This window comes from Phenylobacterium sp. LjRoot219 (genome assembly GCF_964252995.1).
Classification (GTDB): domain Bacteria; phylum Pseudomonadota; class Alphaproteobacteria; order Caulobacterales; family Caulobacteraceae; genus Phenylobacterium.
On the sequence record NZ_CAXUQI020000001.1, the window covers coordinates 786,542 to 799,857 of the forward strand.

The window sequence follows — 13,316 nt, forward strand, 5'->3', positions numbered from 1 at the left end:
TGTTACGCTGTGGTTCGCAAACGGCCGAAGGGCGTTCTCGCGATGGGTTGGGCCTGCCTGGAGTGCGCCGCCACCGGGCGCGCCGAGCATGCGCCGACCTCCGCCGATTTTCCCGATTCGGTGCTGCGGCGCATCAGCTTCAGCTCCGGCGGCGGACACGGCTGGCGGATCTCGGCGCTGGAGACCCCGCGCGAGCGCCCGGCGCCATGGCGGATCGTGGTGATCACCGGCGCGCCGTCCTGGGCCGAGTATTGGGCCGAGACCATGGTCGAGCTGCCGACCGATCGGGAGATGATCGTCGTCGATCGGCCGGGCTACGCCGGCTCCGAGCCGCTGCATCCGGTGCCCGACATCCGCGTCCAGGCCGAGGCGCTGGCGCCGGTGCTGCGCGCCGCGCCGGGGCAGAAGCTGCTGCTGGTCGGCCAGAGCTACGGCGCGGCGATCGCCGCGATCATGGCCGCCGAGAATCCCGGCCGGGCGCACGCCCTGGTGATGCTCTCCGGCTTCTTCGCCGAGACCGGGCCCACCGCACGCTGGCTGATCGACCTGGGCGGCCGGGCGCTGAAGATGATCCCGCGCGACCTGCGGCATGCGGTGATGGAGACCTCCGGCCAGGGCCCGCAACTGGTCCACGCCAAGCGCGCCCTGACGCGGCTGAACATCCCGGTGCACATGATCCACGGCGACAAGGACGACTTCGCCCCGATCGAGGTCGCCGAGCGGCTGGCGGCGGAGACCCCGATGCGCCGGCCGATCCGCTTCGTCCGCACCCCGGGCGCCAATCACTTCCTCAACGACGGCCCGGCGCACGAGCTGATCGCGGCGCTGGAGTCGTGTCTGCCGCCGAAGCGGCGCTGGAGCTTCAGCCTGCCGAAGCTGCCGAGCTTCGGCGTGATGAAGGGCCGGCTGCCGGCCTTCCCGAGCGGCGCGCCCGCTGGCGCGCCGGCCCAGGCGCAGGGCTGAGCGGCAGGGACGATCAGCGGGTCAGGAAGCCGGTGGCGAGCGCAAAGCCGACCACCACCAGCCACGGCGGCAGGCGCGCCACCGCCAGGAAGACGTAGGCCGCGGCGACCAGCGCCCAGTCGGTCGGCCGGCGCACGGCGCTGGTCAGCACCGGGTCCCACAGCGCCGCGGCCAGCAGGCCGACCACCACGGCGTTGACCCCGGCCAGCGCGCCGCGCGCCTCCGGCCGCTGCTTCAGCTGGTCCCAGAACGGCAGCACCCCGGCCACCAGCAGCAGGCTCGGCAGGAAGATCGCCGTCACCGCCAGCAGGCCGCCCGCCCAGCCGGAGACGGCGATCTGCTGCGAGGCGCCGACGAAGCCCGCAAAGCTGAACAGGGGGCCGGGCAGGGCCTGCATCGCGCCGTAGCCGGCGAGGAAGGTCTGGCGATCCAGCCAGCCGCGGCCGACCACCTCGGACTCCAGCAGCGGCAGCACCACGTGGCCGCCGCCGAACACCAGCGACCCGGCGCGGTAGAAGACGCTGACCAGCCCCAGTGTCGGGTCGTCCAGCGCCGCCGCGGCGAACGGCAGGCCGGCGAGCAGCACGGCGAACGCCGCCAGCGCCAGCACCGCCGGGCGGTAGGCCGCCGGGCCGGCCGGCTCGAGGTCGGGCGCGTCCGTCGCCGGGGTGTCGCGCAGCAGGGCGTAGCCGAAGGCCGCGCCGGCCAGCAGGGTGAAGATCTGCGCCATCGGGCCCTGGGCGACGACCAGGCCGGCGGCGGCGCCAATGGCCATGCCGGCGCGCACCGGCCCGCGCGCCAGGGTCCGGGCCATCGCCACCAGCGCCTGCAGGACGATCGCCGCGGCGGCGACCATCAGCCCGTGCCGCCAGCTGCCGCCCCAGATCGCGGTCAGGCTGGGCGCCAGATAGGCCAGCGCGATCATCGCCACCGCGGCGGGCAGGGTGAAGCCGATCCAGGCGGCGATCAGCCCCGGCCAGCCGGCGCGGCGCTGGCCGATGGCCATCGCCAATTGGCTCGACGCGGGGCCGGGCAGGAACTGCGACAGCGCCAGCAGGTCGGCGAAGGCGCCCTCGCTGACCCAGCCGCGCCGCTCGACGAATTCGCGCCGGAAATAGCCGAGATGGGCGACCGGGCCGCCGAACGCCGTCAGCCCCTGGCGCAGGAAAGCCAGGAAGACCGCCGTGGTCTGGCTTGTCTCGCGGGCCTCGCTTGCTTTCGACTGTGCCTGATCCATCGGAGCTCCGCGTCGCCCCGTCATGCGGCAGGGCAGCCGGGCCTGTCGACTACTTTTGGTCGCCGCGGCGTGGCGGACGGGCTGTGTCGGCGATAAGGCTGGAGCGGTTGAACGGAGGCGACGCGATGAAGGCTGCGGTGCTGCGCGAGGTGGGCCAACTGCTTCAGATCGAACAGGTGCAGATCGACAAGCCCGGGCCGCACGAGGTGCTGATCCGCACCGCCGCCGTCGGCGTCTGTCACTCCGATCTGCATTTCATCGAGGGCGCCTATCCGATCGGCAAGCCGGTCGTCCTGGGGCATGAGGCCGCCGGCGTCGTCGAGGCCGTGGGCGCCGAGGTCCGCACGGTGAAGCCGGGCGACCACGTGATCACCTGCCTCAGCGCCTTCTGCGGCCACTGCAACTACTGCGTCGACGGGCGGCTGAACCTCTGCGTCTCCGACGAGGTCAAGCGCGGCCAGGACGAGCCGGCGCGCCTCAGCCTGGGCGGGCAGCCGCTGCCGAACTACTTCAACCTGTCGGCCTTCGCCGAGCAGATCCTCACCCACGAGCATGCGGTGGTCGCGATCCGCAAAGACATGCCGCTGGATCGGGCGGCGCTGATCGGCTGCGCCGTCATCACCGGCTATGGCGCGGTGGTGCGCACGGCGCGGGTCGAACCGGGGCAGACCGTGGCGGTGCTCGGCTGCGGCGGCATCGGCCTGTCGGCGATCAACGCGGCGCTGATCGCCGGCGCCGGGCGGATCATCGCCATCGACACGGCCGCTTCGAAGGAGGCGCTGGCGCGCGCCTTCGGCGCCACCGACTTCGTCAATGCGGCGACCAGCGACCCGGTCGCGGCGGTGCGCGACCTCGCCAGGGGCGGCGTCGACCACGCGTTCGAATGCATCGGGCTGCCGAAGACCGCCGAACAGGCCTTCGAGATGCTCGGCCGCGGCGGAGCCGCCACCGTCGTCGGCATGATCCCGCCGAAGCAGATGGTCAGCATCCGCGGCTCGACGCTGCTGCAGGAGAAGCGGCTACAAGGCTCGAACATGGGCTCGAACCGCTTCCCGCTCGACATGCCCCGGCTGGTCGACTTCTACCTGCAGGGGCGGCTGAAGCTTGACGAGCTGATCTCGCGCCGCATCCGGCTGGAGCAGGTCAACGAGGCCTTCGCCGAGATGAAGACCGGCGAGATCGCCCGCTCGGTGATCGTGTTCTGATCCGCTCACCCCGGCGAAGGCCGGGGCCCAGGTGAAACCCACAGAGCGCTTAGGCTGGATCTGGATCCCGGCCTTCGCCGGGATGAGCGGAAATTGAGGTGAGAACTCCGGCGGACGGGCGAGCCGTCCGCCGGTCGTCGATCAGAGCCCGCCGGCCGCGGCCAGCTTGGCGAAGGTGGGGTCGAAGCGCAGCTTCACGTTGGCCGGGTCGCCCAGCACCTTGCCGCCGGGGAACTCGACGCCGATCTCGTCGACCGACTTCGCACCCTTGCCGAACATGCCCTGCTCGAAGGCGAACCGTCGCACGCGATCGGTCCCCGAGGCGAGGTCGGCGCTCTCCATGAAGGCCGCAGCGGCCTTCGGATCGGCGTACAGGTAGGCCCGGTCGAGCTGGTTCCGGAAGCCGGCGAGGTCGGTGCCGGACAGCTTGCCCATCTGGCCCAGCGCGTCGTCGGTCGGCGCGCCGCCGGCCTTGATCAGCGCCATGGTCTCGTACCAGATCCCGGCGACCGCCTTGGCGACGTTCGGGTTGGCTTTCACCAGCGCCGTGTCCATGACGATGCCGTCGATCAGCTCGCCGGGGATCTCCTTGGACGAGAACACCTGGGTGGCGCCGGGCATCTTGGCGACGTCGTCGAGCATCGGGTTCCAGGCCGCGACCGCCACCGTCTGCGGCGCGCCGAAGGCGGCGACCAGGTCGGCGTCGGAGGTGTTGACGATCTTCACGTCGGCCAGCGACATGCCGGCGTTCTCCAGGGCCCGGGCCAGCATGAAGTGCGAGACCGAGTACTGCGGCAGGTTCACCGCCCGGCCCTTGATGTCGGCCAGGGTCTTGCCGTCCTTCAGGACGATGCCGTCGTTGCCGTTCGAATAGTCGCCGATCACCACGAAGGTGGTGTCGTGGCCGCCCGCCGCGGGAATGGTCAGGGCGTCCATGGTGGTGGTCGCCACGCCCTGCAGCTTGCCGGCGGTGTACTGGTTCAGGCTCTCAACGTAGTCGTTGATCTGCACCATCTTGATGTTGACGCCGTACTTCTTGTTCCAGCGGTCGACGATGCCGGCCTGCTGGGCGTAGGGCAGCGGCATGTAGCCGGCGTAGACGCTCCAGCCGATCGCCACCGGCTCGCCGGCCGCCCCCGTCGGGCCGGTCGCCGCCTTGTCCTGCGACTTGCCGCAGCCGGCGAGCGCCAGGCCGCAGGCGGCGGCGACGGCGGCGATCCGCAGCCCGCCGGAAATCCAACTTTTCATTCGCAACACCCTTCTGCTCGCCGCCCGCCCCCGGGGCGCTGGTGTTACTGGATCGCATTTTCGTAATAACGCGAGCGCGGCGGGGGCGGAGGCCGGCAGATCGCGGCCGGCGCCGATTCAAGCGGCGCCGGGGTCTGCGGGCGCCTGACTCGTAGTCGTTCGGCAGGGTTCGGGGGCTCCGTGGCGCGGTGCACCTTTTATTACGAAAATCTCGAACCGTAATAACCGGCAGCTTCAGTCACCAAGGACCTTCGCCATGTCCCGTGCGTTCGGCGCCGTGCCCCTCGTCGATATTTCCGGCCTCTATTCCGACGACGCCGCGCTGCGCCAGGCCGCCGCCGCGGCGGTCGGCAAGGCCGCCCGCGAGGTCGGCTTTCTCTATGTGACCGGCCACGACGTCCCGGCCGAGCTGATCGCCGAACTGGAAGCCACGGCCGCGGCCTTCTTCGCCCAGCCGATGGAGACCAAGATGGCCAGCTACATCGGCCGCTCGGTGAACCACTCCGGCTACGTCCCGGAGGGCGAGGAGGTGTTCGCTTCCGGCAAGATCGACAAGAAGGAGGCGTTCGACGTCAACCTCGACTACCAGGGCGAGGACCGGCGTCCGCTGCTCGGCCCCAACCTCTGGCCTGAGCTGCCCGGCTTCCCGGAGGCGGCGACCCGGTACTACGCCGCGATCGCCGGGCTGGCCCGCCGGCTGTTCTGCGCCTTCGCGCTGGCGATGGACTTGCCGGAGGATCACTTCGAGGCCCAGCGCCAGTCGCCGCCCAGCCAGCTGCGGCTGATCCACTACCCGTTCGATCCGCACGCCGCGCCCGACCAGCAGGGCATCGGCGCGCACACCGACTACGAGTGCTTCACCATTCTCTACGGCACCGCGCCGGGCCTGGAGGTGCTGAACGGGGCGGGCGAGTGGATCGACGCTCCGCCGGTTCCGGGGGCCTTCGTCGTCAACATCGGCGACATGCTCGAAGCCCTGACCAACGGCGAGTTCGTCGCCACCTCGCACCGGGTCCGCAAGGTCGGCGAGGAGCGCTATTCCTTCCCGTTCTTCGCCACCTGCGACTACGACACCGTGGTCGAGCCGCTGCCGCGGTTCGTCAGCGCCGAGCGCCCGTCGGCCTACCCGCCGATCGTCTCCGGCGCGCACCTGCTGGCCCAGACCGCCCAGACCTTCGCCTACCTGAAGGCCCGTCGCGCCAGCGGCGAGCTGGTGCTGCCGGACGACGCGCGCGGCCTCTCCAGCTTCGGCCAGGAAGCCCGCCAGACGGAGACCGCCCAATGACCCTCGAGGACTTGGCGCGCGACGCGCCGTTCGCCAAGCCGCTGGCGGTCCCGGACTGGACGCTCGGCTGCTGGAAGCGCCGCTGCATCACCTATGCGACCGGCCGGGAGGACACCGACACCACGGTGATCTGGATCCAGAGCCACGGCCTGACCGGCGACCTGCGGATTCCGCGCTGGCGGCCGTCGGCCGAGGGCAAGGCGGACCTCGACGGCTTCAGCCCGGACGAGCTCGCCCTGCTCGCCAGCGTCGAAGGCGGCGTCGCCGACACCGGCTGGGCCGGCGACCGGATGGCCTGGAACAACTGGAGCGCCTTCCAGCCCTACGACAAATGGCCGGAGCCGGGCGTGCTGCAGCGGGTGGGAAGCTCGCTGATCGAGTGGGCGCCGAGCGGGATCTATGTCGAGGACTGGCGCCTGCAGCCGAACTCTTCCGGGCTGATGGCCGGCCTGCGGCTTACGGCCGAGATCCGCGACGGGGTGCAGCGGCGGCGCGACGGCGGGCTGGTGGTCTGCGGCGACCACGCGCTGTTCACCCTTGGCCGGTTCGAGGAGCTGCCCGAGGAGATCCCGGCCCAGCGGCAGCTGGCGCAGGGGCTCGATCGAGTGTTCGAGGCGGAAGCCGCCTACTGCGTGCGCGACGCCGACGGCTTCCGGATCAGCCTGTCGACCAACCCGTTCCGGCACGGCGAGGCCGCGCCGTTCGACGGGTTCGAACAGGTCGAGCCGGACCTGCTGCGCCAGACCGTCGGCGACCTCGTCCGCCTCTGGCGGGTCGACACCCTGCTGCCGGCGGTCGAGGTCTCGTCAACTACCCCGGCGTCGCCCGCGGGCCTGGCGTGGCTGGACGGCGAAGCGGGGGTGCTGCTGCGGGGCTGAAACGAACCACGAAAGGCACGAAAAACACGAAAGGGCCGAGCTGGCAGGGCTATGGCCGGAGCCGCCGGGTTTTTGATTGACCGGCCTTTGGGCCGGTCGAAGGGTTCTAGCGCGTCTCAGCGCCGGGCCCCTTTCGTGTGTTTTTCGTGTCTTTCGTGGTTCCCGATATTGACTGCGCCGTCAGCCCTTCGGGCGCATCACCAGCCAGGGGGTCGGCGCGGCGCGCCATTCCCAGACGGCGAGCAGCTGGTCGAGGTGCGGCAGCTCCTGCAGCCAGCCGGGCAGCTCGAACACTTTCGGCTGCTGGCGCACCAGGATGAGCTCGTGCGTCGGGCCGAAGCGGCGGGCCATCTCCTGCAGCGCGCCCGGGCGGTAGACGTCGTGGGTCTCGACGACGACGTTCATGCCGGCCAGCGCCGGGGCGAGGTCGGGTTTGAGGATGTCGAGCTCGGCGCCCTCGGCGTCGACGATCACCAGCGCGCGGCGGCCGGCGAAGGCCTGGAAATCCTGCGGGGCGAAGGCGCCGCCGATCCGCACTCGCTCGGCGACCCCGTTCTTGGCCGCCAGTTCGGCGCAGGCGGTGCGCGCCGCCTCGTCGATGTCGAAGGCGTGCACCACGGCCTCGGGCATCATCCGCGCCAGGCCGACCGCGTAGTAGCCCTCGGCGCAGCCGACATCGATCACCGTGTCGACCCCCTGGTCGGCGAAGGCCTTGAGGTAGGGATGCAGCTCGGATTCGTAGGTGCCGAGCAGGCGCGGGATCAGCGCCCCCTCGGTCGCGGCGTTGACGTACTCCATGCCGGCGAAGGGGCCGCCGCGGATGCGCGCGCCCTCGCGCACCAGGTAGGTGTTGGCCAGCACCCGCGAGCGCCAGCGGCCGAGCAGCCGCAGCAGTTCGTTCAATTCGTCGGGGGTCGGCTCGGCCGGCAGCGCGTTGGCGCGCCGCTTGGCGAGCTCGGCGTACTGGCTGGTGATGCTGTTGCCCACGGCCGCCTCTGATCCGCTCAAACCTGGAGCAAATCAGATGCGGCGGAGTCTGGCCAGCAGCCTAGGCGGGTTCAGCGCAGCGACTTCGCCGTCTCGGCCTGGGCCAGGCTCTGCGGCGTCCCGGACGCGGCCAGCAGGCCGTCGATGTGCGCCTTCTCGGCCTTGAAGGCCTTGAGTTCGCGGCCCGCGAGCACCGTGCCTTGCGGCACCTTGGCGCTCTGCGGATTGACCCGCTTGTTGCGCTGGAAGATCTCGTAGTGCAGGTGCGGGCCGGTCGCCAGGCCGGTCGAGCCGACGTAGGCCACCACCTGGCCCTGCCGCACGCGCATGCCTTTGCGCACGCCGCGGGCGTAGCGCGAGATGTGGCCGTAGCCGGTGTCCCAGCCGCCGGAGTGGCTGATCCGCAGCCAGTTGCCGTAGCCGCCCTTGCGGCCGGACTCGACCACCACGCCGTCGCCGGCGGCGAGGATCGGCGTGCCGGTGCCGGCGCCGAAGTCGATGCCCTGGTGGGCGCGGGTGTAGCCCAGCACCGGGTGGCGGCGCAGGCCGAACTTGGAGGTGATGCGCGCGCCGTCGACCGGGGTGCGCAGCAGGAAGCCTTTGATATTTTTGCCGTTCTCGTCGAAGTATTCGGCCTCGCCGCGGCCGCGCTCGAAGCGGTAGAACTTCACCCCGTGCAGCTCGGCGTAGCGCAGGTCGCCGACCTCGACGGTCTTGCCGCTCTCGGTGATCCTGCGGTCGAACACCAGCTTGAAGTCGTCACCCGGCTGGATGTCGCGCTGGAAGTCGAGCTTGTGGGCGAACAGCTTGACCACCTGGGCGGTGATCGCCGGCGTCGCGCCGAGCTTGGTCGCGCTCTCGTAGAGCGAGCCCTCGATCTCGCCGTTCGCCGCGACGGTGTGGTCGAGGATCTTTTCTTCCATCTCCTTCAGGGTCAGCGCCCCGTCGAAGGTCCGCGAGAGGGTGACCGCCTTGGCCGGGCTGGGCTGCAGCGACAGGCTGACCAGCTGGGCGTGGGCGTCGTCGGCGTTCGGCCGGACGATGGCCTCGAACGCCATCCCGGCCTTGATGTTCACCGTGTCCATCGCCTCGGCCAGGGCGTCGACCGCGCGGCGCGCCTCGTCGGGCGCGACGCCGGTGCGCTGCACCGCCTCGGCGAGGGTCTCGCCGCGCAGCACCTCGACCGGAACGGTCTCCAGCGCGGCGACCACCGGGCGGGCGACCTGGGCGACGGTCTGCACCGGGCCGGCCGGCTGCGCGGTCGGCATGTGCGAACCGAGGAAAAGCTCGGCGGTCTTCCAACCCATGAGCAGCGCCATCGCCACGCCGGCGCAGCCAAGCGCCCGCGGGCCATGCCGCCGACAAAGCTCAGGCAGTCGGAAGTCCTGCATTACGCCTCCGCTTTAGACAGTGAGGGTCAAGCCCCGCCAACGGTCAAGCTAACCTGACCGCGCCGCCCCTATTGCGTCGGAAGATGCCTTGATCTGCCGGCGGCGGCGGCTGCGCGATTTGTCACGCTTGGTCGCGATTTGGCCCGGAATGGGGCGGGGGCGGGGCGCGCCCCCTCCGTCTCGGCGCGTTGCGCCGATCCACCTCCCCCGCTTCGCAGGGGAGGGGCGGGCGCTGCTCCCCTGCGCGCGGGGGAGCTGTCAGCGAAGCTGACTGAGGGGGCGTTGCGGCCTTGCGCGCCCTAAAGCAGGGTTAGGGCGATCTCGGCGGGCCGGCACAGCGCCGCGCCCTTCGGGGTCGCGACGATCGGCCGGTTCACCAGGGCCGGGTCGAGGATCATGGCCGCGATCAGCGCCTCGTTCGAGGCGGAGGGATCGGTCAGCCCGAGCTCCTCGGCCTTGGTGCCGCGGACCCGCAGGATGTCGTGCGCCGAGGCGTCCATGCGCTGGAGCAGGTCCTGGAGCTGTTCGCGGGTCCAGCCGGTCTTCAGGTACTCGACGACCTGAGGCTCGAGCCCCTTCTCGCGGAGCAGGGCCAGGGTGTTGCGCGAGGTGCCGCAGTTCGGGTTGTGATAGATGACGACGTCGCTCATGGCCTTGGCTTAGCCGAAAATGTGGCTGCTCACCAAGTCAGCCGTCGGGCGCCGGTGATCACAGTGGCGCCGGAACGCCCGGTCGCCATCACCCGCGGGGGCGGTTTCGGCGGCGCGGCGACGCCGGCCGGCCAGCGGTCGAACTCCGCCGCCCAGCGCAGCTGCAGGCCGCCTCCGGGGGGCGCATCCAGGATCAGCCTGAGGCCTTCGGCGGGCGGGGCGCTCCAGCGCAGCTGGGTCCAGCGGCGGGCCGGCAGCGTCACCTCGGTCGGCGCGGCGCCGACCTGCGTCAGGCGCACGGCCGTCTCCGGCGCGAGCTGCAGGGTCAGCACCCGCGCGCCGGGCGGCGGGATCGCGGTCAGCGCGACTTGGCCGGCCAGATTGCGCGCGATCGTGAGCTGCGGCGCTGCAGCCGGCGTCGGCGGTGCCGGCGCCGCGGCCATCTCGTGATCCCAGGCCCAATGCCGGAACGGGGCGATCGGGCCGCCGTCGGCGCGCAGCGCGGCGTCGGACCAGGCGGAGCGCAACTGCGGATGGGTCACGCGCCAGGCGCGGCCGGCGTCCTGGTCGAGCTGGTAGGCGACGAAGCTCGGCTGCGGGTGGCGCGCGCTCCACGGGGCGTCGAGGCGGATGACCAGCGCCAGCGCCGCCCCGGCGAGCAGCAGCGCCCGGCCGGTCAGCCGCTCGGGCGGCGCGCCGGCCGCCGGCTGGGCGAGCGGCCAGACGCTCAGCGCGGCCATGAACAGCGGCACGACCAGCAGCGGCGGCAGGCCGGCGACGATTGCGATCAGGTGGGCGTGGACGCCGGCCCAGCCGATCGCGGCGGCCGCCAGCAGGGTCATCGCCGCCAGCCGGCCCGGACGGCGGTCGGCGGCCAGGGCGCTGACCGTCGCGGCGAGCGCGCCCAGCAGCAGCGGCGCAGGCCAGAACATAGGCCGCCTGGGGCGCGGCGAGCTGCGCCGCCGTCGCCGCGCCGAGGCCGAGCAGCAGGACGCCGGCCCAGGCCCTCGGCCGGCCGATCGGCTCGCGGCCGATCGCCAGCGCCAGCGCCGCTGCGGCGAGCCCGGCGCCGAGGCCCACGGGATCGATCCCGCCGGCGAGGGCGCAGCTGGCCGCCGCGCAGATCAGGCCGAGCGCCGCGGCGGGGCGCGGCCGCCGCGTCGAGCGCCTCGGCGGTGGCGATCATCAGCACGCCGGCCATCAGCAGCAGCTGCGCCGCCTCCCAGCGGCGCGCGACCGCCAGCAGCCGCTGCGCGCCGAGATCGCCGCCGCCGGCGAGCGCGCCGGCCAGGTGCAATACGGCGACGGCCGCGGCCAGGGTGTAGAGCCCGGCGCCGGCGCCGTGGGCGACCTCGCCCCAGGTCAGCGCGCGGCGGCGGCGCGCGCGGACCAGGGCCAGCGCGATCAGCCCCGCGGCGAGGACGAGCGGGGCCCAGCCCCAGGCCGCCGGGTAGGCCAGCATCAGGTCGCCGACGAGCACGCCGTAGACCGCGTCCGGCTTGGGCTCGGGCAGGTGGGGCGCGAAGGCCAGCGCCTCGGCCACGGCGAGGACCTGCGCGCCCATGTCCTGCAGCGCGCCGCGCTGCAGGTGCTGCGGCGTGTCGGTCGGCGAATGGTAGTCGAAGGCCCGCCCGGTGAAGGCGTAGTTGAAGCCGCCGAGGCCGGCGGCGCGGGCGAGCGTGAAGTCGGTGTCGTTCGGCAGCCGCGCATAGACCTCGCCGAACAGCGAGCCGGCCGAGGGGCGGACGGCGGTCTTGACGAAGACCCCGATCGCCGCGCCGTTGGCGTGGCCGGTCTGGAACATCTGCACCCGCCCGCCGGAGCCGCGCGCCTCCAGATTGAGGACGAAGCCGAGGCGTCGCGCGAGCGGGTCGCCGGCGAAGAAGCCGCGCGCGCCGAGCAGGCCGGCCTCCTCGCCGTCGGTGAGGATCAGCGCCACGTCGCGCGCCGGAACGCCCTGGGCGCGCAGCGCGCGGATGATCTCCAGCGCCGTGGCGACGCCGGCGCCGTCGTCGGCGGCGCCCGGCGCGCCGGGGACGCTGTCGTAGTGGGCCATCACCGCGAGCGCCGGCTGGCTGCGGTCGGCGCCCGGCAGCACGCCGATCAGCGTCTCGACCGTGCCGCCGTACAGGGCGTCGGCGCGGGGCGGGCCCAGGGCGTCGTCCCGGCGCAGCCGCGGCGCCAGGCCAAGCTCGGTCATGCGCGCCTTCAGCCGGTCGCGCACCGCATGGTTGGCGGCCGAGCCGGTCGGGTGGGGCGCGGCGGCGACGCGGCGCACATCGGCCATGGCGCGCGTGGCGGAAAAGGCGTGCAGCGGGGCGTCGGCCGGCGCGACGGCGGGCAGGCGCAGTTCGCTCCAGGCGAACAGGAGCCCGGCGACGAGCGCCAGAAAGAGCGCGATCGACCGCCCCACGGCTCCTCCCTCCGCTTCCGGCCCGGTCGTTGCTGAAGACGTGGCCGCAAATGAAAACGCCCGCCGAAGGGCGGGCGTCTCAACACATTCGTCGCGCGGCGCTTACGCCGCGACTTCGCTCTCGTGCGGGTCGCGCAGCACATAGCCGCGGCCCCAGACGGTTTCGATGTGGTGCATGCCGTCGGCCGCGGCCGCCAGCTTCTTGCGCAGCTTGCAGATGAAGACGTCGATGATCTTCAGCTCCGGCTCGTCCATGCCGCCGTAGAGATGGTTGAGGAACATCTCCTTGGTGAGCGTGGTGCCCTTCCGCAGGGAGAGCAGCTCGAGCATCTGGTATTCCTTGCCGGTCAGATGCACGCGGATGCCGTTCACCTCGACGGTCTTGGCGTCCAGGTTGACGACGATGTCGCCGGTGCGGATGACCGATTGCGCGTGGCCCTTCGAGCGGCGGACCACGGCGTGGATGCGGGCGACCAGCTCGTCCTTGTGGAACGGCTTGGTCATGTAGTCGTCGGCGCCGCCGGAGAAGGTCTTCACCTTCGTGTCGATCTCGGCCGTGCCCGACAGGATCATGATCGGCGTATTAATCTTGCCGACGCGCAGCGTGCGCAGCACGTCCATGCCGCTCATGTCCGGAAGGTTCAGATCCAGCAGGATCAGGTCGTAGTCGTAGATCTTGCCCAGATCGACGCCTTCTTCACCCAGATCCGTGGTGTAGACGTTAAAACCCTCGGACTTAAGCATCAGTTCGATGCTCTGCGCAGTCGCGCTGTCGTCCTCGATCAACAGTACGCGCATAAGCTTCTCCTACTGCGTCCCCGTTCGCCCAAGGGATTCTTGGAATCCGCCCAGAACCTCGTCGTTAAGCTGCGCGCGAGGCCATTTAAAACTGGTTAATGGAAGCCTTCCCCGATGACTGAAATCGTTAATCCGATTTGAGTCAGGCGAGCAAGCGGTCCCAGGGCGGGTCCGGCGGGGTGTGTTGAATCTTTTGTGAGTGGACAGGCCGGCGACGCAGGCGGGGCTCCGATCCCGGGCTGTCATCCCGGTTTTCGCGCC

12 protein-coding genes are annotated in these 13,316 nt (G+C 71.6%); 4 read left to right on the plus strand and 8 right to left on the minus strand.

Going from position 1 to position 13,316, the window contains the following annotated elements:
- Positions 1-42: 42 nt before the first annotated feature.
- Positions 43-963, plus strand: coding sequence for an alpha/beta fold hydrolase (locus ACSQ14_RS03905; RefSeq protein WP_436009925.1), 921 nt, complete (start codon positions 43-45; stop codon positions 961-963).
- 13 nt (positions 964-976) lie between these two features.
- On the opposite strand, the gene chrA is transcribed toward ACSQ14_RS03905, so the two are convergent.
- Entirely contained in the window at positions 977-2,200 is a 1,224-nt protein-coding gene (chrA, locus tag ACSQ14_RS03910) for a chromate efflux transporter (protein WP_436009927.1), read from the minus strand.
- Between the two features lie 125 nt (positions 2,201-2,325).
- Here chrA and ACSQ14_RS03915 point away from each other — a divergent pair, with 125 nt between their 5' ends.
- A complete protein-coding gene (locus ACSQ14_RS03915) occupies positions 2,326-3,405 on the plus strand; it encodes a Zn-dependent alcohol dehydrogenase (protein ID WP_436009929.1) in 1,080 nt (359 codons plus the stop codon).
- Between the two features lie 141 nt (positions 3,406-3,546).
- Here ACSQ14_RS03915 and ACSQ14_RS03920 read toward each other — a convergent pair whose 3' ends face one another.
- Positions 3,547-4,653 (minus strand): putative urea ABC transporter substrate-binding protein, encoded by a 1,107-nt coding sequence (locus ACSQ14_RS03920; RefSeq protein ID WP_436009931.1) that lies wholly within the window; start codon positions 4,651-4,653, stop codon positions 3,547-3,549.
- Positions 4,654-4,909: 256 nt separating this feature from the next.
- On the opposite strand from ACSQ14_RS03920, the gene ACSQ14_RS03925 reads away from it, so the two are divergent.
- Positions 4,910-5,938, plus strand: a complete 1,029-nt coding sequence (locus ACSQ14_RS03925; protein WP_436009933.1) for an isopenicillin N synthase family dioxygenase — start codon at positions 4,910-4,912, stop codon at positions 5,936-5,938.
- Entirely contained in the window at positions 5,935-6,816 is an 882-nt protein-coding gene (locus ACSQ14_RS03930; protein ID WP_436009935.1) for a hypothetical protein, read from the plus strand. Before ACSQ14_RS03925 ends, ACSQ14_RS03930 begins: the two co-directional genes overlap by 4 nt.
- Positions 6,817-6,996: 180 nt before the next feature.
- On the opposite strand, the gene ACSQ14_RS03935 is transcribed toward ACSQ14_RS03930, so the two are convergent.
- From ACSQ14_RS03935 to ctrA, 6 genes are all read right to left on the minus strand, one after another.
- The gene (locus ACSQ14_RS03935) at positions 6,997-7,803 is read right to left on the minus strand and encodes a methyltransferase domain-containing protein (RefSeq protein WP_436009937.1); all 807 of its coding nucleotides are present in this window, start codon (positions 7,801-7,803) and stop codon (positions 6,997-6,999) included.
- A 71-nt stretch (positions 7,804-7,874) separates the two neighbouring features.
- Entirely contained in the window at positions 7,875-9,194 is a 1,320-nt protein-coding gene (locus tag ACSQ14_RS03940; protein ID WP_436009939.1) for a peptidoglycan DD-metalloendopeptidase family protein, read from the minus strand.
- 299 nt (positions 9,195-9,493) lie between these two features.
- The gene (gene arsC / locus ACSQ14_RS03945; protein WP_436009941.1) at positions 9,494-9,844 is read right to left on the minus strand and encodes an arsenate reductase (glutaredoxin); all 351 of its coding nucleotides are present in this window, start codon (positions 9,842-9,844) and stop codon (positions 9,494-9,496) included.
- A gap of 29 nt (positions 9,845-9,873) precedes the next feature.
- Positions 9,874-10,776 (minus strand): hypothetical protein, encoded by a 903-nt coding sequence (locus tag ACSQ14_RS03950; RefSeq protein WP_436009943.1) that lies wholly within the window; start codon positions 10,774-10,776, stop codon positions 9,874-9,876.
- Positions 10,683-12,257 carry a M20/M25/M40 family metallo-hydrolase gene (locus ACSQ14_RS03955; RefSeq protein ID WP_436009945.1) on the minus strand — a complete coding sequence of 525 codons (1,575 nt, stop codon included), beginning with the start codon at positions 12,255-12,257 and terminating at the stop codon, positions 10,683-10,685. Before ACSQ14_RS03955 ends, ACSQ14_RS03950 begins: the two co-directional genes overlap by 94 nt.
- Positions 12,258-12,359: 102 nt before the next feature.
- A complete protein-coding gene (ctrA, locus tag ACSQ14_RS03960; protein ID WP_436009947.1) occupies positions 12,360-13,055 on the minus strand; it encodes a response regulator transcription factor CtrA in 696 nt (231 codons plus the stop codon).
- Positions 13,056-13,316 lie beyond the last annotated feature (261 nt).